Origin of the sequence: Solibaculum mannosilyticum (assembly GCF_015140235.1) — a bacterium.
Classification (GTDB): domain Bacteria; phylum Bacillota; class Clostridia; order Oscillospirales; family Acutalibacteraceae; genus Solibaculum; species Solibaculum mannosilyticum.
The window spans coordinates 1,564,428-1,587,632 of the sequence record NZ_AP023321.1 but is presented as its reverse complement, the minus strand read 5'-3'; the positions used below and the strand labels follow the sequence as shown (position 1 = coordinate 1,587,632).

At 43.8% G+C, this 23,205-nt stretch carries 33 protein-coding genes; 16 read left to right on the top strand and 17 right to left on the bottom strand.

Annotation, left to right across the window (positions count from 1 at the left end):
- The 7 genes from C12CBH8_RS07565 to C12CBH8_RS07535 all read right to left on the bottom strand — a co-directional run bounded on the left by C12CBH8_RS07565 (nt 1) and on the right by C12CBH8_RS07535 (nt 3,592).
- Nucleotides 1-987, bottom strand: coding sequence for a YqaJ viral recombinase family nuclease (locus C12CBH8_RS07565; protein WP_215532915.1), 987 nt, complete (start codon nt 985-987; stop codon nt 1-3).
- Nucleotides 980-1,612, bottom strand: a complete 633-nt coding sequence (locus C12CBH8_RS07560; RefSeq protein ID WP_215532914.1) for a hypothetical protein — start codon at nt 1,610-1,612, stop codon at nt 980-982. The genes C12CBH8_RS07565 and C12CBH8_RS07560 overlap by 8 nt, the downstream gene beginning before the upstream one ends.
- Complete coding sequence (locus tag C12CBH8_RS07555) at nt 1,590-1,778, bottom strand: hypothetical protein (protein WP_099322351.1); 189 nt, start codon at nt 1,776-1,778, stop codon at nt 1,590-1,592. Before C12CBH8_RS07555 ends, C12CBH8_RS07560 begins: the two co-directional genes overlap by 23 nt.
- A 12-nt stretch (nt 1,779-1,790) precedes the next feature.
- Nucleotides 1,791-2,102 carry a hypothetical protein gene (locus tag C12CBH8_RS07550; RefSeq protein ID WP_215532913.1) on the bottom strand — a complete coding sequence of 104 codons (312 nt, stop codon included), beginning with the start codon at nt 2,100-2,102 and terminating at the stop codon, nt 1,791-1,793.
- A gap of 19 nt (nt 2,103-2,121) precedes the next feature.
- Complete coding sequence (locus tag C12CBH8_RS07545) at nt 2,122-2,838, bottom strand: phage antirepressor KilAC domain-containing protein (RefSeq protein WP_215532912.1); 717 nt, start codon at nt 2,836-2,838, stop codon at nt 2,122-2,124.
- Between the two features lie 300 nt (nt 2,839-3,138).
- Nucleotides 3,139-3,333, bottom strand: coding sequence for a hypothetical protein (locus tag C12CBH8_RS07540; protein WP_215532911.1), 195 nt, complete (start codon nt 3,331-3,333; stop codon nt 3,139-3,141).
- Nucleotides 3,334-3,382: 49 nt separating this feature from the next.
- On the bottom strand, nt 3,383-3,592 hold the full coding sequence (locus tag C12CBH8_RS07535) for a helix-turn-helix domain-containing protein (protein ID WP_143269544.1): 210 nt from the start codon (nt 3,590-3,592) through the stop codon (nt 3,383-3,385).
- A 154-nt stretch (nt 3,593-3,746) separates the two neighbouring features.
- Between C12CBH8_RS07535 and C12CBH8_RS07530 the strand changes: the two genes are divergently transcribed.
- From C12CBH8_RS07530 to C12CBH8_RS07490, 10 genes are all read left to right on the top strand, one after another.
- Complete coding sequence (locus tag C12CBH8_RS07530; RefSeq protein ID WP_099322346.1) at nt 3,747-4,388, top strand: helix-turn-helix transcriptional regulator; 642 nt, start codon at nt 3,747-3,749, stop codon at nt 4,386-4,388.
- Nucleotides 4,378-5,097, top strand: a complete 720-nt coding sequence (locus C12CBH8_RS07525) for an HI0074 family nucleotidyltransferase substrate-binding subunit (protein ID WP_246441377.1) — start codon at nt 4,378-4,380, stop codon at nt 5,095-5,097. Before C12CBH8_RS07530 ends, C12CBH8_RS07525 begins: the two co-directional genes overlap by 11 nt.
- A 128-nt stretch (nt 5,098-5,225) precedes the next feature.
- Nucleotides 5,226-5,906: an Ada metal-binding domain-containing protein gene (locus C12CBH8_RS07520; protein WP_215532910.1), complete on the top strand. Its 681-nt coding sequence runs from the start codon at nt 5,226-5,228 to the stop codon at nt 5,904-5,906.
- A 75-nt stretch (nt 5,907-5,981) separates the two neighbouring features.
- Entirely contained in the window at nt 5,982-6,236 is a 255-nt protein-coding gene (locus tag C12CBH8_RS07515; protein WP_099322344.1) for a type II toxin-antitoxin system Phd/YefM family antitoxin, read from the top strand.
- Nucleotides 6,229-6,489: a Txe/YoeB family addiction module toxin gene (locus tag C12CBH8_RS07510; protein WP_215532909.1), complete on the top strand. Its 261-nt coding sequence runs from the start codon at nt 6,229-6,231 to the stop codon at nt 6,487-6,489. The genes C12CBH8_RS07515 and C12CBH8_RS07510 overlap by 8 nt, the downstream gene beginning before the upstream one ends.
- Before the next feature lie 155 nt (nt 6,490-6,644).
- Nucleotides 6,645-7,736, top strand: coding sequence for a tyrosine-type recombinase/integrase (locus C12CBH8_RS07505; RefSeq protein ID WP_099322342.1), 1,092 nt, complete (start codon nt 6,645-6,647; stop codon nt 7,734-7,736).
- Between the two features lie 422 nt (nt 7,737-8,158).
- Nucleotides 8,159-8,329, top strand: a complete 171-nt coding sequence (locus C12CBH8_RS07500; RefSeq protein WP_159461174.1) for a DUF6548 family protein — start codon at nt 8,159-8,161, stop codon at nt 8,327-8,329.
- Nucleotides 8,271-8,609, top strand: coding sequence for a DUF6548 family protein (locus C12CBH8_RS12075; protein WP_425503770.1), 339 nt, complete (start codon nt 8,271-8,273; stop codon nt 8,607-8,609). The genes C12CBH8_RS07500 and C12CBH8_RS12075 overlap by 59 nt, the downstream gene beginning before the upstream one ends.
- 212 nt (nt 8,610-8,821) lie before the next feature.
- Nucleotides 8,822-9,859 (top strand): aldo/keto reductase, encoded by a 1,038-nt coding sequence (locus tag C12CBH8_RS07495; protein WP_215532908.1) that lies wholly within the window; start codon nt 8,822-8,824, stop codon nt 9,857-9,859.
- Nucleotides 9,860-10,057: 198 nt separating this feature from the next.
- Entirely contained in the window at nt 10,058-10,231 is a 174-nt protein-coding gene (locus C12CBH8_RS07490; RefSeq protein WP_171846428.1) for a hypothetical protein, read from the top strand.
- A gap of 184 nt (nt 10,232-10,415) precedes the next feature.
- Here C12CBH8_RS07490 and C12CBH8_RS07485 read toward each other — a convergent pair whose 3' ends face one another.
- From C12CBH8_RS07485 to C12CBH8_RS07475, 3 genes are read right to left on the bottom strand one after another with little or no spacing between them, the layout of a single operon-like run.
- Nucleotides 10,416-11,432 carry an aldo/keto reductase gene (locus C12CBH8_RS07485; RefSeq protein WP_215532907.1) on the bottom strand — a complete coding sequence of 339 codons (1,017 nt, stop codon included), beginning with the start codon at nt 11,430-11,432 and terminating at the stop codon, nt 10,416-10,418.
- 4 nt (nt 11,433-11,436) lie between these two features.
- Complete coding sequence (locus C12CBH8_RS07480; protein ID WP_215532906.1) at nt 11,437-12,057, bottom strand: NAD(P)H-binding protein; 621 nt, start codon at nt 12,055-12,057, stop codon at nt 11,437-11,439.
- Nucleotides 12,058-12,067: 10 nt separating this feature from the next.
- Nucleotides 12,068-12,901 carry an aldo/keto reductase gene (locus tag C12CBH8_RS07475; RefSeq protein WP_215532905.1) on the bottom strand — a complete coding sequence of 278 codons (834 nt, stop codon included), beginning with the start codon at nt 12,899-12,901 and terminating at the stop codon, nt 12,068-12,070.
- Between the two features lie 131 nt (nt 12,902-13,032).
- Here C12CBH8_RS07475 and C12CBH8_RS07470 point away from each other — a divergent pair, with 131 nt between their 5' ends.
- The gene (locus C12CBH8_RS07470; protein WP_215532904.1) at nt 13,033-13,458 is read left to right on the top strand and encodes a MerR family transcriptional regulator; all 426 of its coding nucleotides are present in this window, start codon (nt 13,033-13,035) and stop codon (nt 13,456-13,458) included.
- A gap of 65 nt (nt 13,459-13,523) precedes the next feature.
- Here the strand turns inward: C12CBH8_RS07470 and C12CBH8_RS07465 are convergent, their stop codons facing one another.
- The 5 genes from C12CBH8_RS07465 to C12CBH8_RS07445 form a co-directional block, all read right to left on the bottom strand.
- Entirely contained in the window at nt 13,524-14,261 is a 738-nt protein-coding gene (locus tag C12CBH8_RS07465) for a flavodoxin (protein WP_099322334.1), read from the bottom strand.
- Nucleotides 14,262-14,376: 115 nt separating this feature from the next.
- Nucleotides 14,377-15,138, bottom strand: coding sequence for a flavodoxin (locus C12CBH8_RS07460; protein ID WP_215532903.1), 762 nt, complete (start codon nt 15,136-15,138; stop codon nt 14,377-14,379).
- 37 nt (nt 15,139-15,175) lie between these two features.
- Nucleotides 15,176-16,261, bottom strand: coding sequence for a flavodoxin (locus C12CBH8_RS07455; RefSeq protein WP_215532902.1), 1,086 nt, complete (start codon nt 16,259-16,261; stop codon nt 15,176-15,178).
- A 39-nt stretch (nt 16,262-16,300) separates the two neighbouring features.
- Nucleotides 16,301-16,660, bottom strand: coding sequence for a MerR family transcriptional regulator (locus C12CBH8_RS07450; RefSeq protein WP_215532901.1), 360 nt, complete (start codon nt 16,658-16,660; stop codon nt 16,301-16,303).
- Between the two features lie 173 nt (nt 16,661-16,833).
- Nucleotides 16,834-17,724 (bottom strand): LysR family transcriptional regulator, encoded by an 891-nt coding sequence (locus C12CBH8_RS07445; RefSeq protein WP_343063090.1) that lies wholly within the window; start codon nt 17,722-17,724, stop codon nt 16,834-16,836.
- A gap of 228 nt (nt 17,725-17,952) precedes the next feature.
- Between C12CBH8_RS07445 and C12CBH8_RS07440 the strand changes: the two genes are divergently transcribed.
- Nucleotides 17,953-18,339 carry an MmcQ/YjbR family DNA-binding protein gene (locus C12CBH8_RS07440; protein ID WP_090266897.1) on the top strand — a complete coding sequence of 129 codons (387 nt, stop codon included), beginning with the start codon at nt 17,953-17,955 and terminating at the stop codon, nt 18,337-18,339.
- Between the two features lie 35 nt (nt 18,340-18,374).
- On the opposite strand, the gene C12CBH8_RS07435 is transcribed toward C12CBH8_RS07440, so the two are convergent.
- Entirely contained in the window at nt 18,375-19,019 is a 645-nt protein-coding gene (locus C12CBH8_RS07435) for a flavodoxin (RefSeq protein WP_281389224.1), read from the bottom strand.
- Nucleotides 19,020-19,493: 474 nt separating this feature from the next.
- The gene (locus C12CBH8_RS07430) at nt 19,494-20,111 is read right to left on the bottom strand and encodes a flavodoxin family protein (RefSeq protein ID WP_215532900.1); all 618 of its coding nucleotides are present in this window, start codon (nt 20,109-20,111) and stop codon (nt 19,494-19,496) included.
- Between the two features lie 176 nt (nt 20,112-20,287).
- Here C12CBH8_RS07430 and C12CBH8_RS07425 point away from each other — a divergent pair, with 176 nt between their 5' ends.
- The 4 genes from C12CBH8_RS07425 to hcp all read left to right on the top strand — a co-directional run bounded on the left by C12CBH8_RS07425 (nt 20,288) and on the right by hcp (nt 23,143).
- On the top strand, nt 20,288-20,677 hold the full coding sequence (locus tag C12CBH8_RS07425; RefSeq protein ID WP_343063123.1) for a MerR family transcriptional regulator: 390 nt from the start codon (nt 20,288-20,290) through the stop codon (nt 20,675-20,677).
- Between the two features lie 369 nt (nt 20,678-21,046).
- Nucleotides 21,047-21,379 (top strand): cupin domain-containing protein, encoded by a 333-nt coding sequence (locus tag C12CBH8_RS07420; protein ID WP_215532899.1) that lies wholly within the window; start codon nt 21,047-21,049, stop codon nt 21,377-21,379.
- A gap of 60 nt (nt 21,380-21,439) precedes the next feature.
- The gene (locus C12CBH8_RS12070) at nt 21,440-21,529 is read left to right on the top strand and encodes a ferredoxin (protein ID WP_090266908.1); all 90 of its coding nucleotides are present in this window, start codon (nt 21,440-21,442) and stop codon (nt 21,527-21,529) included.
- A 39-nt stretch (nt 21,530-21,568) separates the two neighbouring features.
- The gene (gene hcp, locus C12CBH8_RS07410) at nt 21,569-23,143 is read left to right on the top strand and encodes a hydroxylamine reductase (protein ID WP_099322325.1); all 1,575 of its coding nucleotides are present in this window, start codon (nt 21,569-21,571) and stop codon (nt 23,141-23,143) included.
- The last annotated feature ends 62 nt before the right edge of the window (nt 23,144-23,205 follow it).

Below are 23,205 nucleotides of genomic sequence, written 5' to 3'. Positions count from 1 at the left end.
TTATTTGGCCTCCTTAACTGTAAATCGTCTGGATTGTGTAATGCTGTAGTAGGGGCTAAGGTCAATATCAGGATTTTCACGTCCGAAGCGGAAGTGGTCAAAGGTACGGCGGGAGGTGTTTTCCCACTTGATTGTTGTATTACCACATTGGCCGGAACAATGGTGACCAAGCCTCTCCTTAATTATCTGTTCGCACCGTTCTTGCTGAGTCTTAAGCTCTTTGATCTGTCGTTTAAGGGCTGAATATTCGAGAATGGTGTCCCCGCAATCCAGTTCCAGGACATCATCATCCTGGGCGGTGGGGTAGAGGTCGGACAGCGTACGCGATGTGGGCTCTAGTCCGTCCACAGGAGGCGGGACATCGGTAAGGACGTGCTGCGTCCAGAAGCTACTCTCGGCCTGCATTAAGGCTTGGATCTCATCGTCAGATACATAGACTGACGATTCGCACCAAGGCGGATTAATGTCATCGGGGACGCGGGTGAGTTGATAGATCATCAGAGCCTTGTTGAGCACCAATACCGCCAGATACCACCGCCGCCAGTGTGTAACGGCCAAATAATGCACACACTGGCAGTAATAGGTGTCGGGAAACTCTCCACCTCGGAACTTCCTCAGGTTGAGGACGCTGGTGGTCTTGCACTCCAGGCCGGCAGACTCTCCAATAACAGCGCGGTCAATATTGGCTGATGCCCAGGGATAGTCAGAGTTGCGTAGGATGGCGTGGATCCGCCGACACCGCTTGCCGCTTGCCTCCTCAAATCTCTGGACTACATATGGCTCCAGGTCTCTGCCTTGGCGCATAGCCTCGTTGTCATCTAGATCAGGAAGACGTCCTGTCTTATTGGCCCATAAGGTATAAGGAGTGACGTAAGGATTAAGCCCAAGCACTGCTGAAGCATCGCTGCCGCCGATAGTCTTTCTTCGTTCTTCTAGCCAATCTGTGTGGGACATGTTGCTGGTTGAAATTCGAGTGATCTTACCCATTGATTTCCCGCTCCTTTTTTGTTACAATAACAGCGGATAATTTCTGCTTGCCGCTCGTCGATGTGCCAGCATCGCGGGCGGCTTCTTTTATGAGGCTGATGAGGGTATCTAATATGTCTTTCCGTGCTGCATCCCGTGCTGCGCCCCATGCTGCGTCCCGTGCTGCGCCCCATGCTGCGTCCCGTGCTGCGCCCCATGCTGCAGCCCGTGCTGCGCCCCATCCTATGCTCCATGATGCAGCCCGTGCTTCGTTCCGTGCTGTGATCAACTCTTTGTTTGATATTTCCCCGCGTAACCATTTCCGCTTGGCCTCAATTGCTCTAACACTCCTGGGATCGGGGTTATCGATCTTGCTGAGGGCATAATCTGCACACCGGCATGCATACTCGTGCAAAAGATGTGCGGGCAAAAATTCTTCCCTTAGCACCGCCCACATCCGGTCTGCTATAGTAACTTCCTCTAACCGGAGCACATCCAGCGCATTCCATTCCCTTTTACGGCTTCCAATCTCTTTTAATTGAGCGGCTCTTTTTCTATCGTTAAGCCAACATGGTTTAAATTTCAGAAATTGCTCATAGGTGACGGTAGGAAGCCGCGATAGATTATCCAACTCTTGTTGTGTCATTGTTACCCCTCCTCTTGGCTAGCTCATCAACGCTGCGCTGTATCGGCTTGTCCTGCTTGTCAAGTACGACCTGCCGGATGATCTCGGCCGCCAATGCCAATACAACTGCCAATACCAACAGCAGGCCAACCCCTAATACGGCTGTGATCAGGTTATTCGTCCACATGTTGTCACCTCCTTATATCTGTAATAGTTCGGGGAGACTATCCTTGTCGGTCGCTGGCCGGAACAAGACTCCCTGGGTCATGTAGAAAAAGAAGGGGAGGGAGTGGAAACAGCTTGTCCCACGGCCTACACCCTTATTGCTTCCGAATGCGAAGGGGCACATGCCGTCGTAGGTGGCGCGCAACAGCCACGCCGGATCCTTATGTAAGAACTCCGCTACCTGCTTGGCGGTCAGCAGTCCATCCTGCGTCTGATACTCCACCAGGTTATACAGCTGCTCGTACTGCCGCATAATTACCGGCGGGATTGTTAGGTTTGTACTCATTTGGGTTATCTCCTTTCTGTTATTGCTTCAAGAATTTCCCGATGAAATATTGTTGTCCCTTACCGGTGATTTTCGGGGTTTTACTGATGCTTACATGTCCATCGGCATGGCTGATACTGGTTTCCTTGATTTCCATCAGCCCCAATTCCATGCTCCTCTGAGTGGGCATATTGTAGTCGGTTCCCTTTCTTGAAATCAGATAGCCGCTTTTCCTCATCCAGTCAAACAACCGGTTTTGCCCCATGTCCACGCCATTTTGTTTTAAGAGTTTCGCCAACTCCCCAATCAGGATTGATGTGTGGGATGTTGCTACTGCATTAGCAAAAAGCACTTTTGGCTGGTCTTGTTCAATTTGCGCTTCCAGCATATGCAGCCTTCGATCAGCGATTTGCAGGGCCCGCGCCATTACCTTTTCCGGGCTGTCCCAATCCTTCTCCAGCTGGATGAAGTATTGCCGTGCCTGTTTGCCCCGTTCGTTACGCTGGAGCATGCATATTTCCTTTGCCATGTCGATAGTGAGCTGGAAATCGGTCAAAGAGTAGGTACGTTCTCTTTTTTGAGAAGGTACATTCTCAATTTTGAGCGGGTTGAAATCCTGCCCTTCGGTAAACCCATACTCGCGCATTCTGGGAAACCAGTCTTGAAATTTCGTGTTTACCTCCAAGAACTCATGCAGTTCTCTTGCTGAAACTGTTGGACGGTCTGTTGAATAATCCACTTTGATTAGTTGGTTCATTTTCTCCATCTCCTTTCATCGCTCCCTTGCGGGGGTAGATTGAATTTCTCTCCTTCTAGTGATAGACTTTCACTGGGAAGGAGGTGATTGATGTGAAACTTAAAATAACTTGCAGATGCGGCTCCGAGTTTGACATTTTGGCCACATTAAAAAACAGAGGGCCAATTGTGTGCCCCAGTTGCGGAGTAGAGTTACCGAATGAAATGTCCACAGATATAAAAACGTTGATATCTGCGTACAACACTTTGAAAAAGAAGATGAATGCCTGCGACTTATACGAAATCCAGATCATCGACTCAACTAAAAACTAAAGTCCAGCGGAATGTCCCTCAAACGATCCATCGTATGTTGAAGCACTATCACTGCTTCGGCATACGATATTTTTTTGTCGTAAACCTCCTGTTCGTCTTGCGGGATGCCTTTATAAAACATTTCACGAATCTTCTTTTCAAAATACCAGTTCAGATATTTTTGCTTTTCTGCATTTGCTTGCATCTCATTACCTCCTTTCCTGCTGTGTGAATATTTTTCACACACCTTTCTTTTAACTGACTTGGTTGGATTGTCGAATAAAACGTTCTAATGGTACACACAGCGCATCGCAGATATTTGCGTATTCTTCGACAGTCAGTTTTCGCTTGCCGCTTAGTGAGCGGCATAACTGTACCTCATCCATTCCTGCTCTTTTGGCTAATCGATTCTGCGGAATATTGTTGGAGTCAATATATTCTTTGATCTGTCTTGCCACCGACATGATATTCACCTCCGTATCAATTTAAAATTGACTATGAGCATATTATAATCAATTTTAGATTTACTGTCAATATAAAAATAAATTTTAAATTTATAAATTTGAAATTGACAATTTCCAAAAAATCAATTATAATTATCTATAAAGAGGTGAAAACATGGTTTCTATAGATTATGAAAAAATTGGCCAGAAACTAAAAGAGGGTAGAGAAAGCCATTCGTATACTCAAAAATATATATGTGATATTCTCGGGGTAACCCCTCAAACTGTAAGTGCTTGGGAAAATGGAAAAAATAAAATTGACATAGAAACCTTGGCGAGACTATGTCAAATGTACGACATATCATTTGCAGAGCTTGTGCAAAGCTGCTTTGTCCCTAAACTTGTCGAAAAAGATGGAGATGTTCTCACATTCCGAGATCGAAAGCACATAAAAAAATACCAGTCCCTAAACGAGACCGGTAAGGACGATGTAGATAAATACACTGATTATATCCTCAACAATGAAGCCAACCGAAGGAAACAAATCCAAGAGGTCGGCAAAAAAGGGGAAAGAGAGTGTGAAGTAACATCACTACAGGATGAAAGCGGTAATGAGGATATAGTACGTGTGGCGGTGTATGATTCTGACGGTAAGATAGTAGGTTACGATCTGGTCACACGAGAAGTCTATGAGAAGCTGGAACAACTAGGTTTTACAGTCGGGCAGGAACGAGCATTAAGGATTGCTCAACCTACCAATACCGAAGTAGGTCTGGCTATTGAGGATTACTTGAAAGATCAAGAGGATGAACAATAAAAAATCCCTGTTTAGCGGTATTGGCTCTAAACAGGAAAAGAAGGTGTTCCGAGTGAAAGCTCTATATCGTCAAATTGCAGAATTGGGAGAAAAATATCAAGCTGATACAATCGTTCTATTTGGTTCCCGGGCCCGAGGGGATCACCGAGAACGCAGTGATATTGATCTCGCTATTTATGGGATGCCTTCTGATAGGCAACCTCTTTTTCAGTCGGCGCTTGAAGATCTTCCCACCCTATTGGACTTCGACGCAGTTTTTATCACCGATCAGACCAGTGAAAGCTTAAAACAAAATATCAAACGGGATGGAATTATTATTATGGATAAGTTAGGAGAAAAGTTCCAAAAATTGGTTGAAGCGGTTGAGAGGCTAAAGGAAGCTTTAGATGATTATGGCCGCTTAAAAATTACTTCTATTCGGGATGGCGTAATCCAGCGTTTTGAGTTCTGCACAGAACTGTCATGGAAAACTGCACGAGAGTATCTTCTTAACCAGGGGTACACCGATATTAATAGCCCAAAGTCTGTTATGAAAAAGGCTTATGCCGATGGATTGATCGACGATGAATCCGTATGGATTGATTTGCTCAACGCCCGAAATTCCACTTCGCATATCTACGATGAAGGTACTGCAAACGAGGTATTTGAAAAGATCAAAGGTACTTATTACCCCGCTTTTTGTAGTTTGATCGAGAGTTTGAAGCGATAAAAAAATCCCCGCCTAGAGCTGGTACCTCTAAGCGGGGAAGCGGAGAGTAAATAGCGTATTATGCTTTTGTTTCCTCCAAAATTATTATACTTTCTTGACAAAGGAAGTCAATTATAGGAGGAGACAAAATGAGAGGGCAGAACAAAATGTGGTGGAAAGTGCTTCTGGGCATTATAGGAGCATGTATTCTACTGATCATTGGATGGGTTGTAGCACCTATCGGAATCTTGGTTTATTGGCTTTGGTGCCGAAAGAATCAAAAAAATTTGGACAAGAAGATATTGGGAGCTGGAGCGGCAGTGTTCGTAGTATCACTGGTGATCTTTATTGGAGTCATGACAGACAATAAAGTTGAGCCGGCCTCTACAACACCAGAGTCTTCGGCAGTATCGTCCAGCTGGACGACGGCAGAAGCAAGTTCAAAAACACCTGTATCCAGCAGGGCAGTATCTTCGAAAGCACCTAGTATGCCAGAATCCAGTGCAGTAGCTTCTTCAGAACCAGAAGAAATAGTATCTGAAGTGGAAGAAGTAGTACCGTCTGAGGCTCCAGTTAAAGAGGAACCTGTGACACCATCAAAAGCTCCGGCAAAGGTAGAAAGTAAAAGTCCAGCAAAAGCACCTGAGACAGAAGTTGTTGATGAACCAGAAGAAAATACAACCTATGTTCTAAATACCAATACGAAAAAATTCCATTCTTCGAGTTGCAAAGAAGTCAAAAAAATAAAGCCGGAGAATTATAGCGAAACAAACAGTCGTGAGTCTGCTATTAATAACGGCTATGTACCCTGTAAAAAATGTAATCCGTAAGACATAATAACGTACCTATACATTGACGTACGTTATTGCGTATGGTAAAATAGGGGTAGAAAGGAGGTCGGCCCAATGGATAGCATTAATATTACAAATGCCCGCAAAGATTTATATAATTTAGTTGCACGAACACAAGATTCTCATGAGCCAGTGCAAATTATAGGCAAAAATGCAGCTGCTGTGTTGGTTTCCTCAGAAGATTGGGACGCCATCATGGAGACCCTATATTTGGTCAATATTCCTGGCATGGCAGAAAGTATTCTAGAGGCAGCAAAAGAACCACTGGATGAGGGGACCGATATGGAGGATCTGGATTGGGATGTATAAAGTGATTTTATCCAAGCAGGCTATGAAGGATTATGAAAAACTAAAAGCTGCTGGAATGCTTCCCAAAGCCAAAAAGCTATTGGATATTGTCAAAGTCGATCCATTCCAGAATCCTCCGCCATATGAAAAGCTAATTGGAAATCTATCAGGGTTCTATTCACGCCGGATCAATATCCAGCATTGCCTCGTTTATGCCGTAAAGGAAGAAGAACAAGCCGTTCATGTGTTAAGAATGTGGACACATTACGAATAAAAGAAAAGCCGCCCTCCTGTTGGCGCAGGAGAACGGCTGGTGGATAAGCCTGGGCCTATCCTGGTACAAAGTACCTCACAATTACATTGTACCACGACAGGCCCGGGAAAATCAAGTCCCGGGCATTGTTATGCCCAATTTTAGGGAGGTACAATATGCCGAGAAAGAAAAAAGAACAGCCAAACCGTGCTGACGGCCTCTACGAGGTCAAAATGACGGTAGGCAAGAAAATGGACGGCAGCCCCATCCGGAAATCATTCTACAGCCATGTCAGTAAGGACGATGCCCGCCGGCAAGGGCAGAAGTATATCCAGGATATGCAGATCGCCAACCTGACCGGAAACACGTTCGTCGAAAAAGATGTCACGTTTAGACAGTGGGCGATCAGGTGGTTGGAAACATATAAGAGGGGAGAGGTAGACGAAAATACCTACCGTATCACCTATGAACACACGGTCAAAAAACATTTGCTATCCTATTTTGGCGATGTGCCTATTACATCTATACATCCCATCAATATCAAAGAATTTTTTGCCAGTAAGGCGAACATGTCTAAATCCATGTTGTCCAAAATGCATATGTGTTTAAATGGCATTTTTGAATCAGCAATCGATAATGATCTGTGCTATAAAAATCCGGCAAAAAAGATATCGTTTTCGTCGCATGTTATTAAAGCGAAAAAGCAAGTGTATACTGACGAGCAGATCGAAATAGTAGAAAAATATGCGATGACTCGAATGCCTGAAGTAATCATATTATTAGAGACTGGATTACGCCGGGGGGAGTTGTTGGGTCTCTCCGATGAAGATATAGATTTAAGAAATAGAGATCTGTCGGTAAATCGTTCTGTCGCCGACAAACGGGGAGGAGGTATACTGATCAACCCGCCCAAATGGGGGAGCTACAGAACCAATCCATTATCGGATAGAGCCATTACCGTGTTGAAATGGAGATGCCAATCATCTGGGTATTTGTTCCCTGGGCGGGATGGAGGGCCTCAACATCCCAATACGTGGTCTCAACGCTTAAAACGTTTCATGATAGCTCTCAATCGAGATTATCCGGAAATACCAATGCTGACGGCGCATGAATTAAGGCATACATACGGTACGAGGTTGCGCCGTGCCGGCGTAGACATCTACACAATCCAGAAGATAATGGGGCATAAAGACATCAAAATGACCAGTGAAATCTATGTTCACAATGAGATCGATACATTGCGGGAAGCGTTAAAAGATGTCCTATAACAGCTTGAATTTACTACGACATTTTTACGACATTTCAGCTCGTTTTTTATCAAATTATAGTTACAAGCAAAATAAAGAAGTCCCATTTCATGCGGTGTAACGCGCTGTATCTTGATATAATACACCGTCCCAAAATAGATTCAGGTTCTAATGGATGCAAGTCCATGCAGGTTCAAGTCCTGTTATCCGCACCACTTCGGGTACCCATATGGGTACTCGATTTTTTTATCCCTTTTGCCCCTTATGAGGCTTCGCACCACACCTGCGGTGAGCAAGTCGCGCACCGCAGGTTTTTCTTTTGGCAATTTTGCCGCCCGCGTTTGCAGCGGGCATCTTTTTTTGTAGCGTAAACCCACACCAAAGGCTGACGATTCGTGATGAGTTGTCATCCTTTTTGCATGTAGCTCTTTTTGGAGGTCATTATGGAATTTATGAATTCCTATAAGCGGTTTGATAATCTGTGCCGAGATATGAACAGGATAGGGATTACTGGTTATATTGAAGATATGAAAATTGCTGCAAACGGAGCCTATTATGTGCATGGATGGAAAGAAGAATTATCTCCAACTGAAACGATACCGCCATATACGTAATCGGATCGCGCATGAGAATGATATCGATGAATTCGACATATGTTCTGACCAAGATGAGATTTGGCTTAGAGCTTTTTATCAACGCATTATGACTCAAGAAGATCCTCTTGGGCTTTATTATAAAGCAACAAGGTTACACGCAACTGATAAAGCTTCTTCTGTACAAGAGACGTATGGAGATAGTCCTAATGTATCCAACCATTTCAATACAGAAAAAAATATAAGGAAGTTAATCAGTAATGGAGGTATTTTCAGCTTCTATTTGAATACTTTATATTAATAAATAGATAATTTATATTTAAATAGGATATAAGTATTAGACATAGTCGTTCAAAAGCAATACAATATAGGTGTCCGAAAAGGACGCCTATATTTTTTGCCTAAATGCAGGGAATCGGAGAAGCAAGTCAAACATATCATATTCCTTTTGAGATCCTTCGGGAGTATGAAAACTGCGGAAAAGAAACAATCACTTTAAGGAGGGATGGTAGGATGCAATATACAAAACTGGGAGATTCTGATTTAAACGTCTCCTGCATCTGTATGGGTTGTATGGGATTTGGCGATGCCGCTTACGATCAACACAGCTGGACCATCGATGAGGAACATTCCCGTAAGATCATCCAGCGGGGACTGGATCTGGGTATCAATTTCTTTGATACCGCCATCGCTTACCAGAGTGGCACTAGTGAACAATATCTGGGCCGGGCCCTGCGGGATTTTACTCGGCGGGAGGACGTAGTGGTCGCTACCAAATTCCTACCCCGTACACCGGAAGAAATCGAATCCGGAATTACCGGACAGGAACATATCCGTCGGATGCTGGACAAGAGCCTGCAAAACCTTGGAATGGATTATGTGGATCTGTATATCTACCATATGTGGGATCACCAGACACCCCTTTTTGAGATTCTAGAGGGATTGAACAATGCGGTCAAAGCAGGGAAGGCTCGGTATATCGGAATTTCCAACTGCTTTGCATGGCAGCTTTCTAAGGCCAACGCGTTGGCGGAAAAAGAAGGATTTGCAAAGTTTGTATCAGTTCAAGGGCATTATAATCTAATTTTCCGGGAGGAAGAACGGGAGATGACTCCCTTCTGTTTAGAGGAAAACATTGCCTTGACTCCTTACAGTGCTTTAGCAGGAGGCCGGCTTTCCAGGCATCCAGGTGAAATGACCAGGCGTCTGCAAGAGGATAGCTATGCCCGATTTAAATATGACGCTACTGCCCAACAAGACGAAGCCGTCATCAAACGGGTAGAAGAATTGGCGGAAAATCACGGCGTGTCCATGACCGAGATTTCTTTGGCATGGCTGCTTACTAAGGTGACGGCCCCTATAGTGGGAGCTACAAAACTGCACCACATTGAGGATGCAGCAAAAGCATCCGATCTGGAGCTGACGCAAGAAGAATGCACCTATCTGGAAGAACCTTATGTTCCCCACAAGCTGGTGGGAGTCATGGCACAGAATACAGCAGCGGCTTCAAAAGGGAAGCATGTCTGGTCTACTGGAGATCAAACCATCTGACGGCAAAAGAATGGAGAGATTTTTGATGCCGCATGAAGACATCACAATGACTTCCGGACGGGATGGTTGGACCCATTACAATGGACAAGGCAGAAGCCTCCAAAATAGTAGGTGTTAGGATCCATAGGGCATAATCCATTCAGGATATGAAGTGTTCAAGGGAGCCGGTGATATGAAAGTTGCGCTGGAGCTCGCATAATGACAAAGAACTTTATTGAAAACAGAAAAGCTGCTGGATATTGTCCAGCAGCTTTTCTGTTTGATAGGATTGAATCATCTGTATCCGATACAGCCTCCGGTTCTTTTTCAGATTGGCATAATGGCTTTTTGACAATTCATCCCCAGCTTGCACCAAGTCGTAATACTTATTGATTAGGCCAACATCTAAAGCTATGGAGCAGAACTGTCAGTAATTGTAATCACACATACGCCCATTGGTTCCTGCAGCGCAAAGGTTACCAAAATAGTAAAATGGCATCACGGATACAAACTATATCGGCCTCTTTTAAGTGAGGAAACAGTGTCTCCATGTACAATAAGATTTGTAGCAAGCCGTTTAATAATTCTTTTTGCTCCAATTGTGTCCAAAACTGTTTTGTTCTGATTCTACATATCCACGCTGTCCATAAACGGTACAATGATCAAGAGCGGTTTCCAATGCCTGAAATTCCGCAGCACTTAAGTTTACATTCCAGCTTGCAAGGTTTTCTAAAATGCGCTCTTGGTTTTTTGATCCCGGAATGGGAACAACATTGGGATATTTGTACAGCATCCACGCCAACGAAATTTGTGCGCTGGTTGCATTTTTCTTTGCTGAAAGTTCTGCTAAAATATCCAGAATAGGCTGGTTTGCTGCGAGGTTTTCTTTGGAAAGCTGAGGGACAAATTTCCGCACATCATCTCCCTCAAATTTAGTTTTCGCAGTCACTTTACCGGAGAGAAAACCGCTGGCAATCGGGGAAAATGGTACAAGGCCAATATCGTGTTCCAGACAGTACGGGATAATTTCCTGTTCAAGTCCTCGTTCCACCATTGAATAAAGGCTCTGAACCGCAGTTACTGGCGTGACCTGATTTGCGGTGTCAAGCGTCTGAATAGAAACCTGTGAAAGCCCCCATCCGCGAATGAAGCCATTTTGAATAAACTTACCCATGACTTCTGCCACATCTTCAATAGGAATTTGCTCATTCAATCTGTGCAAGTAATAAAGGTCAATATAGTCTGTTTTTAATCGCTGCATGGACAATTCCAAATGCCGCCGCATAACCTCATACAGCGTGTTTCCAGCTGAAATCTCGGCAGTATCAAGGTGCAGTTTGGTTGCAAGAATCACATCTTTTCTGAATGGTTCTAAGGCCTCTCCAACTAATTCCTCGTTATGACCCGGATAAAACTGCTCTTTCCCGTAGCTTTCCGCTGTATCAAAAAATGTGCAGCCAAAATTTGCGGCTTTGCGGATTGCCTGAATGCTGTAATTCCGCTCTGGTACTTTACCATAGCCATGCGAAAATCCCATACAGCCCATACCGATTGGCGAAACTTCTAAATTCCGCAATTTTCGTTTTTCTGCCATTGTTTTATGCCTCTTTTCCGATGTCTTTTGTGATACAAATACTTTCTCTCGAATATAAAGTTTCGTCCTGAATGAGCTGAACTGCAAAATTTACAAGAGAAGGAATGGTTGTGATATATCCTTTTGCCGGTTCTCCTTTGACAGTCAAAACAAAATCATTTTCTGCTCCCTCTCTCAAATGGCCGGGACGAAGAATGGTGTAATTCAGGCTACTTGCTTCAATGATATCAACAGCTTTTCGGTTAGGAATTTGCGCAGGCTCATTGTCCAGATTATCCTCTCCGTCAAGCTCATCAGGAATTTCATTGTAGATACCAACTGCCCCCATAAACAGTAGACGTGAAATCCCAATTTCAGTCATAGCAGAAACAAGATTTTCAGCTATTTGAGGGAGCCTATCGCCAGAGATTGTACAGTAAACAACCTCTGTTCCTTTCATAGCCGCTTTTAAGTCGGACAATGATAGTGCGTCGCCGTCTATCACAGATATATTTTCATGATCTGTGTAGGTACTACTTGCGTGCCGGGAGAATAGAGTAAGCCTGTTCTCATCTTCCTGCATCAGTCTTTGAGTCAACGCCATTCCAAAGGTGCCGGTAGCACCCAAGATCAAAATGTTTTTCATAAAATTCACCTCACCATTTCATAGCACTTTCCACCAGTTCCGGATTCTCCGGCGTTCCGATTAGCGGCCTCTTTGTATCCAGCTTTCTTAAAATCTCCTGATCTTCCTCAGAAAGTATAAAATCAAAAACATTGATATTTTCTACAATCCGATTTTCATGTACACTTTTTGGAATAACAACCACATTTTGTTGGATGAAAAAGCGCAGCAGGATTTGCGCCGGAGTTTTTCCGTATTTTTGTGCAAGTACAGATACCTCTGAAGACGAAAACATCTCATTTTTATGTCCTTGCCCTAATGGGGCATACGCCATATGTTGCACATGATATTTTTCCAACCATTTGTGTTCCTCTTTACGCTGGCAGAACAGGTGGGTTTCGATCTGATTGACGGCCGGAACAATTTTGTTAAATTCAATCAGGTCAATCAGACGGTCAAACTCAAAGTTTGATACGCCGATTGCTCTGATTTTTCCCTCGTCATACAGTTTTTCCAATTCACGCCATGCAGCATAGTAATTCCCGAACGGCCAGTGAAGCAGTACCATATCCAGATAGTCTGTATGCAGCAGTTTAAGAGATTTTTCTATGGTCTCACGTACATTTTCATAAGAGCGGAAATTGACTTTTGTAACAAGAAACAGCTCTTTGCGTGAAACAGAACTTTTCAAAATTGCGTTTCCGACAGCCTCCTCATTGCCATAAGCTTCTGCCGTATCAATTAAACGGTAGCCATTGCGGATTGCTGCAAGAACACTTTTCTCACATTCCTTTCCGTTCATTAAAAATGTACCAAATCCCAGGATAGGCATTTGGATGCCATTATTCAAAGTGATTGCGTTCATATTCATTCCTCCATATTGCATTTTCAGCGCTTGAGAAGTATCTTCTTTTGTGCTAACATCATTGTATTAAGTTCGAGTAACCCGAAGTCAATGCTTTCTTGAGAAATTTTTTAAAAATCAGGAGAAATGCTATGATTTACACACTTAAGCAGTTTGCAAAAATGTTCCAAACCACAGAACACACCATTCGTTACTACACAGATATTAATTTGCTGCCTTGTGAACGTGATAAAGGCAATCGACGTATTTTCAACGAAGAATCTGTAAACTGGATGCAGGGGATCGTATGTCTCAAGGGATGCGATGCGTCGATCGAGGATATTAAAGAATATTGTGAATTGTGCCGTTTGCCGGAATCCAGAGCAACTCTTTTGGCACGTTATCAAATTATTCTTCGTCAACGGGAACAGGCATACCAACGGATTGAAGAGGCAAAAGCAACTGCTGCTTATATGGATGAAAAGGTAAAGCATTACGAAAAAGTTTTAGCTGGGGTCATTCCAGATGATACAAACCCGGAAAATTGGACAACCAATACACGGCCCCCAAAACACTGATATTCTACCTAACAGCAGGTGACTATCTGGGCCGTTTTATGTGATCCAAGGGATCCGTATGGGCACTAATATCCGACGCCTTTCAGCCAGTTCAAAATATCATTTTCGGAGGAAGCTGCGTCCTCCTCGTAAACGTCAAATACGTTTTCAGAAAGCACGGCGCTTTCCGGCAATGCTGATGCGATTTCATCTACACTTTTGGCAAGACCGCCTGTTCCATGAGAGCAAAACAGATAGATCTGTTTTCCCGATAAGTCATTCTGCTCGATAAAAGACAGCAAGGCCATTGGCGAGCCATACCACCAGTTGGGGTACCCCAGAAACACCACATCATAGTCGCTCATTGCTTCGACCGTTTCTGTCAATGCAGGACGTGCGTTTTCAGATCGTTCCTCATTGGCGCGGGCAAGACATTCGTCCCAATCGCTGGGATAAGGCTCTGTCACTTGAATCGAAAACAGATCGCCGCCGGTTTGTTCCTGTACCCAGCCTGCAAGTTGCTGAACATTGCCGGGAGCCACTACACTGGGAGAAGCAACTGCATCTACTTCACCCTCAATTACAGCATTATCTGCCCAGGAAAAGTAAGCCACCAGAACACGGCTCTGCTGCTCAGATTCCCGTGATGGAGCAGATTCTTCTTCGCTTGAACTTACCTCACCAGAAACCACAGATTCGGAAATCGCCGACTGCCTATTTTGTAGGGTTCCGCTCGACGATACCGTTGTTTCGTTGTTGGAATTACAGGCAGTTAAAGATAATGCCAGCAAAAGCGCTAAAAGCAATGTTGTTTGTTTTTTCATATGTAATCCCTTCTTTCTTCCTTTATCTCTATTATAGGTTGAGAAAAGATTAATGCCTAAAAAGAATGACATTTGGTAAGAGACTTGTTTCCAGTTGTTCCCTGCTTACTCCTTCTTACCCCGCGTAACCCAAACCAGACAGCCACTCGTTCACTTGTTGCTGTGCGCCGGCCGCACTGGAATCCCGAAGGGAAAGCCCCTCTTGGACAGTTGCGCCGGATTCCATATCTTCTATCGTGCTGATGGTGCTGGAAAATCCGCTGCCACCGGAAGTGACAAAAGGAACGATGGTTTTGCCGGAGAGATCAACCTGTTCCAGAAAGCTGTACATTGCCATAGGCATATCGCCCCACCAATTAGGAAAACCCAGGAAAATCACATCATAGGCGTCCAAATTTTCCGGGAGCGTAGTAAGCTCAGGGCGTACGTCTGCATTACGCTCCTGTTGTCCCTGGTCAACGGTTTCATCATAGGAAGCCGGGTATTTTTCCACTGTCTGGATGGAAAACAGCTCCGCTCCAGTGGATTCGGCAATCATATTGGCGATAACGCCGGTGTTTCCGGTAAGCGTATTGTTCCAGGTTTGAATACTCGCCGTTGCGGAAGCGTCAACACCATCCGGTAGATCTGCATTTTCGGCATAGCTGAAATAAGCAACCAACATATTGGTACTGTTGCCGCTTTCCTCCGGTGTTTCTTCTGTGGCGGAAGATGTGGGCTGCGATTGCTCAGATGAAGGAGCTTGTTCCGGTTCAGAAGACTGAGAAAGACTCGATGCTGAACTTGGCTGAGAGTTTTCCTGGTTATCGGATTCTCCACATGCTGCCAGGGAGACAGCCATCATTCCCGCTAATAAAAATGCCAGAATTCGTTTCATTGTAAATTACCTCCAATAGTTTGATATAGCGTGAGAATTATCCTGCCAAAGCAAAGGTAATATCCACATTGTTGGGGAGTTCGTCAAAAATACTTAAATCAGACGTAACCTTGCCGATGGGAATAACATCCACGGAAAGCACGGGATTATCTGTCTGTGCGTAAAAAATTGCCATGTTGTGATGGGCTTCGCAATAGGTAATGTCGCCATTTTCAAATGTTCTTTGCCCGCCTTCCAGATTTTCCGGATAGAAATCTACTCCACCGTAAAACTCACGCCCTCCAAAGCCCACAGCTGAGATGGTTAATGGAAAATACTCTTGTATTTCCTTTGCCAATTCCGTATCATAAATGACTCCGTCTAAAACAGTATCTCCGACAGCAATGGTAATGGCCGTTCCTTTGGCCTGTACATTTTCATCCGATTTCTTGTCCACACCAATCTCTTGCAGCCACTGTGCTACCGTACCTGCTGCCCCGGAAACATCCGGTGCTTGAATAGCAAGGCCGTCCAAAACCTGTGCTGCTCCGGGAACAGCCTCTGCAATATCGGTATAGCTGCTGCCAGCGCCATAACCGTCATGGGTACAGAACGGGATTATCGTCTTGTCGGCTAAATCGTATTCCGATAGGAAAGAGAAAATAGCTTGCGGGGCATTGGTGGCCCAAATTGGATAACCGATGAATACTGTATCATACTGAGAAATATCCAAATCGCTTTCCACCAGCTCGGGTAATGTGTCTGCATCCATTTCTGCGTGATTCCGATCTACTACTGCATCAAAATCGGTGGGATAAGGGTTTATCGTTTGAATCATATGGATGTCTCCGCCCACGTTTTGCTGAATCAAATTTGCCATATACTCTGTGGTTCCGTACTGTTGTCCGTTTTCCAATACCAAACTGGCAGAAGTGCTGGCATCTACATCGTCAGGATATTCTGCATTACGCCCAAGGGAAAAATACGCAATCAATACACGGCTTTCATCTGTGTTTTCTCCCTGGTCAGTTGTACTGCTTTCCAGTTCAACAGTTGTTTGGCTTTGCGGCATGGATGGTTTACTGCTTTCCGGTTGTAACTGAGATTGTGTCTGTGATTGACAGGCTGACATGGAAATCATCATCGCCATTGCCAGCAAAGCGGATACAATTTTTTCATATATTTATCCTCCTTTGACTTTTCGGCCGTTTATCTCGTGGATCAGATAATCTACCTGATCCAGCAGCTGTTGTTTTTCGTGAATTTCTTCCAGCAGCTGATATCGGCATTTACGAAGAATTCGTACCTGGTCAGCATCTGTATTGCTTTTTGCATTCATCAGCGTAATTAGATGCTTTAAGGTATTCAAGTCCATTCCTGCTTTCAACAGAAAGTGAAATTGAATAGTACGCCGCAACTCTGTTTCTTGATAATCAGTACTGTCATCGTCTGATTTTGCTCCTTTTAGCAGACCGTTATTTTCGTAAAAATTTAGGGTTTCTATTTTTAAATTTAAACATTTACTTGCTTCTTGTAATGTCATTATGAGCCTCCCATTTGGCAAAAAAATAATGTAAGTGTGGTCATAAAAGAGTGACGCACTCGATTTGACTACACTTACATTATAGGTCAAGGGATATACTATGTCTAATACTTAACTTTTATAAAAATAAATGCTTTTCAGGCATGGATATGGCGGGCGTACTGGCACTTTTCTCACTCCAAATGAGTAAAAGTACGCTTAATATGTTCAATAAACTTAGATGCTGCTAAACCAAATGGTTGTTGTCTTCTCCAGGCAAGCACACTGCTGGCTGACAGTTCAGGATTCAGCGGACGATAAGTAATTTTTTCTTGATTCCACAAAGATATACTTCCTTTAATCACAATCGCATATGCAAGTTTATGACAGACCATGACCGAACCATTTGAGGGAAGATTGCTGGTAAATAGGACATTCAGTTTGTCAAATTCATCTCCAAACCAACTGGCCAGCTCGCTTTGAATATTCAGCCGTCGTGGTAAAATTAACGGCAAACCTTTCAAGTCCGCAGGTGTGACAGACTGCCTACTGGCCAAAGGTGCATCCGCAGGCATGACAACAACCCATTGCTCTTTTTGGTTCAAACGAATAAAATCATATTTCTCCATATTAATGGGTTCCAGCAAAAGCCCCACATCGATCAGTCCACGTTCCATCTGATCTCTTACATGATCGGCTGTGGCGGTATATAAATCAAAGATAACGGCTGGATAACGCTCATGAAACGACTGAAACAGTTCTGGAAGCATTTGCACCGCTCCAAAATCGCCGCAGCCAACGGATACGGTACCTTCAACTGCTTCCTCTTGCTCGGTCAATTCCCGTTCTGTTTTATCCACCAACTCCAGAATTTCTTCCGCCCGGCGGCGCAGCAGCAATCCCTCATTTGTCAGTACAATTTTTCGTGTTCCACGGTCAAACAGCTTTACGCCCATTTCATCTTCCATCTGTGCCAGCTGACGGCTTAAAGTCGGCTGTGTGATATGCAAAACATCTGCGGCTTTGGTAATGCTTTCTTCCCGTACTACAGTGAGAAAGTAGCGAAGCACTCGGATTTCCATCATGGCACCTCCATACCTTGTTGGCATTATTTTAACACGCAAATGCTTAAAAGGCAAAACAGAAGACCGTTGTTTGTTTTAGACATGGATTTTTGCCAATGGTTGTTTTAGCGGTAAACATATGATACTTGCCCGTTTTGACGTCCTCCACTATAATACAGTATATAATCACTGATTTGTTTTAATATTTTGATATATCGAAATGCAAGTGCAGATTTATGGAGGTAGAATATGGACCGTATAGAACTGAAGAAATTCATAACAGAAACTTACAACGCAGCTGTCGATTTTCCTTGGAGCGAATATCCTAATTACGAGGTTTTCCGTCACCACAATAACCGAAAATGGTTTGCCTTGATAATGGATGTCCCGAAAGAGAAATTAGGGCTATCTGGTAAGGATGTCTTGAATGTAGTAAATTTAAAATGTGAGCCTATTATGATCGGTTCTTTACGCTTAGAACCAGGATTTTTTCCAGCATATCACATGAGCAAAGAAAATTGGATTACGGTTGCATTAGACGGAAGTGTACCAGATGATAAAATTAAAACACTTCTTGATATAAGTTTTGAACTAACCTCTTTAAAAACGAAAAAAATTAGAAGAAAAAGCGAATAGATCTCATCTATTAAGGGGATTTTTAACCAAACTTCTCACTCTGTGATCCCGTTTTCGGAGAGATAAGCATCTATCGCGGCAGTATCAGAGGACCTTGCAAACAAACCGTCATGTACAGTAGCACCGTTAGCATTCTCTCTGACGAATTCAATGGAGCTATCGAACTGCTCTGTATCCATGGAAGCCGACTGAGTAAATGGATAAATCTCTTTGCCGGTCAGATCGTAACTTTCCAGGAAAGTGCCGATAATCATGGGGGCCGTATGCCACCAGATGGGGTAGCCCACCATGATGGTATCGTACTGCTCGATGGAATCCGGCAGGTTGGCAATCGCTGGACGGGCATTGTCGTCCCGCTCTTTCTCCGCAATCTCTCCAGTTTTGTTGTAATCCTCGGGGTAAGGTGTTTGAGGTACGATCTCATACAGGTCGCTACCAGTCTGCTCGGCAATATAGGAAGCCATTTCCTCGGTATTTCCAGACCAGGAGAAGTACACAACCAATGTGTTGGTATCTGTCGTTTCCGGGGTTTCTATTTGAGCAGGAACAGAAGTTTCATCTTCAGAAGAGACTGGTGCTTGCGACTCGGATGCTCTACCACTGACTGCAGATTCAGAAGAAGCAGCGGAAATATTGCTGCTGGCTGGTGTCTGTCCGCAGGCAACGAGAGAGAGGGTCATCATAGTGGCCATCATCAGGCCAAGAATTTTTTTGAACACTGTAGTTTCCTCACTTTCTTTTATTTGTAGATCTTATTAAAGAATCCCGTAAATTTCATCCCGGCTGAGTTTGCAGGGATTGCTTTTGATTTGCAATGCCTTATTGGTAATTACTGCACCGCCGTTCATCTCAGTCCCAGTTTCAGAAGCGGTGACAGCGGTGCCAAGGGGAATCGTATCTGTGCACAGCTTGTGCTGGACAAACTCTATGTTTCAGAATCTTCTTCGGGTTTTGCCTGCGCTGCGCCCTCCTGTACCTTCGTATAGGTGGGGGCGGAATAATACCGGAGAAATCAACGATTGTTTTTCCTATCTACTTTTGAAGACTTTTGAACGGCGTTCTCTCCAAAGCAAACATGAATGGGATAGTTATAGATAAAATTTTCCATAGTAGATTTGCTCTTTCGTAGTTAGTCGTGGATTTTTTCAAGTCGCTTATCGTATAAAATTGGTCAAGACCTTTTGATTTTCAGGATGATTTAAGCCATTCCGCTTCCCAAAGTCGATACATTTCAACATCCATGCCATATTCTTGCCGATGTTATACATGGTCATCAATCCCTCTTTGTCCGTTTGAACTTCCTGCGGCTGTTGTCCATACACGTGATTCCAGTAGGTAGAGGATACGACCGGCATAGAGCAGATTGTAAAATATTTGTTGATGACATCAAAGGAAGCTGTTGTACCAGCCCGCCTTGCGCTCAACACGGCGGCGGCAGGTTTAAAAGCGAAAGCGTTGCCGCCAGAGTAAAAGGCCCGATCCATAAAGGTGAGCAGCCTGCCGCTGGGATGAGCGAAATATACTGGTGAGCCAAATACAAAACCATCCGCAGATTTTGCCATTTCCACGAATGCATTGACTTTATCATGAAAAATACAGTTTCCGCTTTCTTTGCATTTATGGCAGGCGATACAATCCGGCAGAGCTTCGTTGCCAATAAAAAACTGTTCGGTTTGAATCCCTTCTTCCAGTAAGGCGCGTTCCACTTCGCATAAGGCTGTATTGGTGCAACCCTTTTTTCGAGAACTGCCATTGACAAGTAACACTTTCATCTGCAATCAATTCCTTTCTTCATTGCATTTTTTATTTTTGTGTGTTACAATCCGGTTATTACAACCGCTTTGCACTTCCGATTATATTATCCGGTTGTTACAATCGGTCAAGTGCTTTTTAGAAAAAATAAAATTTTTTTTGTGACAAGAGAAGAGGTGCCCTCATGATATATACAATGATGCAGGTTTGTAGAGAATTGGATATGACCTATCAGACCTTGAAATTTTATTGCAACGAGGGGTTGGTTCCCAATGTCAAGCGGGATGGAAACAACCGCCGGATTTTCGACGAAAAGGATGTAAAATGGATTAAAGACCTTACCTGTTTGAAAAAGTGTGGTATGAGCATTCAGGAGATGAAGAAATACCTAGATCTGTGTCTTCAGGGGGAATCCACCATTCTCCAGCGTAAAGAAATGCTGGCGAAAAAACAGGAGGCATTGCGTGCGTCTATTAAAGAGTTAGAGGACAGCGTTGCCTATATTGAATGGAAGCAGGGGTTTTATGATGAAGTACTTTCGGGAAAACGACCTTATGTAAGTAACTTAATTCAAGGAGAAAAATAGTTCTGTATACTGAACATTAAGTGCTTTTATTTTTTCCTGAGATAGACAAAAATTAAAGAAGGAATATAGATACAAAAACAGCCTCCCAAAATGGAAGGCTGTTTTTGTATCTATGTCCAGAAAGTCCTAGTATTACTGGCTTTCCAGGCTTTTTCTATCTTCAGAATAATCTGGCGGGATACAAACACTGCCAGTATGAGAAATATAAATTTTATTTTGTCCATAATCGAGTTTGTTGTTTTTACAACATACATTTTAAATTGAGTATGGCATTATAAAAATATAAGGTCCATGCGAATTTTTGTTTGGATGGAATAAACTGTAGGTAAAAGTATGAAACTATTTAAATCTACAAATCGGGAGGTTTTTATGAGCGTAAAAATTAAAAATATCAGTCAGGCAGAGGTTCATGTATTAAAGGAGCAACTATCCTATCAAGAAGATCAGGTTATCAGTAAAACATTGGCGCAAAATAAGGCTGTAAGTATCACCTTGTTTTCTTTTGCCAAGGGCGAGGAGATCAGTACTCATGAATCCGGTGGGGATGCATTCGTTACCTGCCTGGATGGTGTTGGCAAGATTACCATTGACGGCGTAGATTACCTGCTTCATGAGGGGGAATCCATTATAATGCCTGCCGGACATCCCCATGCCGTGTTTGGGGAAGAAGCATTTAAAATGATGTTGGTTGTCGTGTTCTAACCGGACATTGTATTTACCTAAGAACTATAGATCGTTAAATTTCCGGAGGAGGTGTAAAAATTGAACGTTACAATTGATCGTGATGGATGTATTGGCTGCGGCTTATGTGTCGAAACCTGTCCTGTCTCAGTAATCAGGGTTGAGGAATAGACTTACTATAAATATTAGCGAACAACAGGAGGAAGTTCAATGTCTGAAATGTTTTGTTTTCAATGCCAGCAGACCGCGGGCAATAAAGGCTGTACCCGAGTCGGTGTTTGCGGTAAGCAGCCGGAAACCGCCAATTTACAAGATGAGCTTATTTGTGAGCTAATCCACCTTGCGGAAACCGCAATGAAAAATGAGTGCCGAACCAAAACATCCGATCGACTTTTGGTGGACGGTTTATTTACTACACTGACCAATGTGAATTTTGATAATGCTTCTATCCGCCGTTTTATTGATCGCATTGTTTCAGAGAGAAAAAAACTTGGCGGTACGCAGGATTGTCCAAAATTGGAATTGTGGAAAGGAGAAACTGATATTGTTTCCCTTCGTTCCACGCTGCTTTTCGGAATGAAAGGCATGGCGGCCTACGCCCATCACAGCATGAATCTGGGCTATGAAGATGATGAGGTGACTGCTTGGTTCTATAAGGGACTTTGTGCGGTCAATGAGGAACACACAGTGGAGGAATGGCTTGCTCTTATCATGGAATTCGGCAAAGTCAACCTCAGATGTATGGAGCTGCTGGACAGTGCCAATACGGGAGCTTTTGGAACGCCTGTCCCCACCAGAGTGAACGTCGATATCAAAGCAGGACCGTTTATTGTGATATCCGGCCATGATCTAAAGGATCTGGCACAGTTGCTGGAGCAAACGAAGGACAAGGGAATCAATATTTATACCCACGGCGAAATGCTGCCTGCACACGGATATCCAGAACTGAAGAAGTATTCTCATTTAGCAGGGAATTTTGGAACCGCATGGCAAAGCCAGCAGAAAGAGTTTGAAAACATTCCGGCTCCTGTGCTGTTTACCACCAACTGTCTGATGCCACAGCGTCCCAGCTATCGAGACCGCATCTATACGACTTCTGTAGTGGGCTATGATGGATTGACCCACATTACAGCAGATGAACACGGCAACAAGGATTTTACGCCGCTGATCGAACAGGCGCTGGAACTGGGAGGATATGAGCACGACCGCAGCATGAGCGGTATCAACGGTGGACATATGCTCACTACGGGTTTTGCACATGGGGCTGTTCTTGCCAATGCGGAAAAGGTCGTAGGCGCAATCAAAGAGGGAGCAATCAAGCATATTTTCCTTGTCGGCGGGTGTGACGGCGCGCATCCTGGACGGAATTATTATACAGAGTTTGTAAAGCAAACACCAATGGATACGTTGGTTTTGACACTTGCCTGCGGCAAATACCGTTTTAACGATTTGGATTTAGGCGAAATCGGAGGACTACCCCGTATTTTGGATATGGGTCAATGCAACGATGCATACAGTGCAATTAAAGTAGCGCTTGCCCTCGCAGATGCATTTGAATGCAGTGTCAACGATCTGCCGCTGACATTAGTTCTATCCTGGTATGAACAAAAAGCAGTTTGCATTCTTTTGACTCTGCTTTCCTTGGGAATTAAGAACATGTATCTTGGACCGACTCTTCCCGCTTTCCTCTCAGAAAGTGTTGTAAAAGTATTGGTTGACACCTATGATTTGCAGCCGATCACGGCTCCGGAACAGGATATGGATGCCATTCTAGGCAGGAAATAACTCGCGGGTATCTTTTATATACGGCGAACAAATCAAAGAACAAAATATAGATACAAGAATAT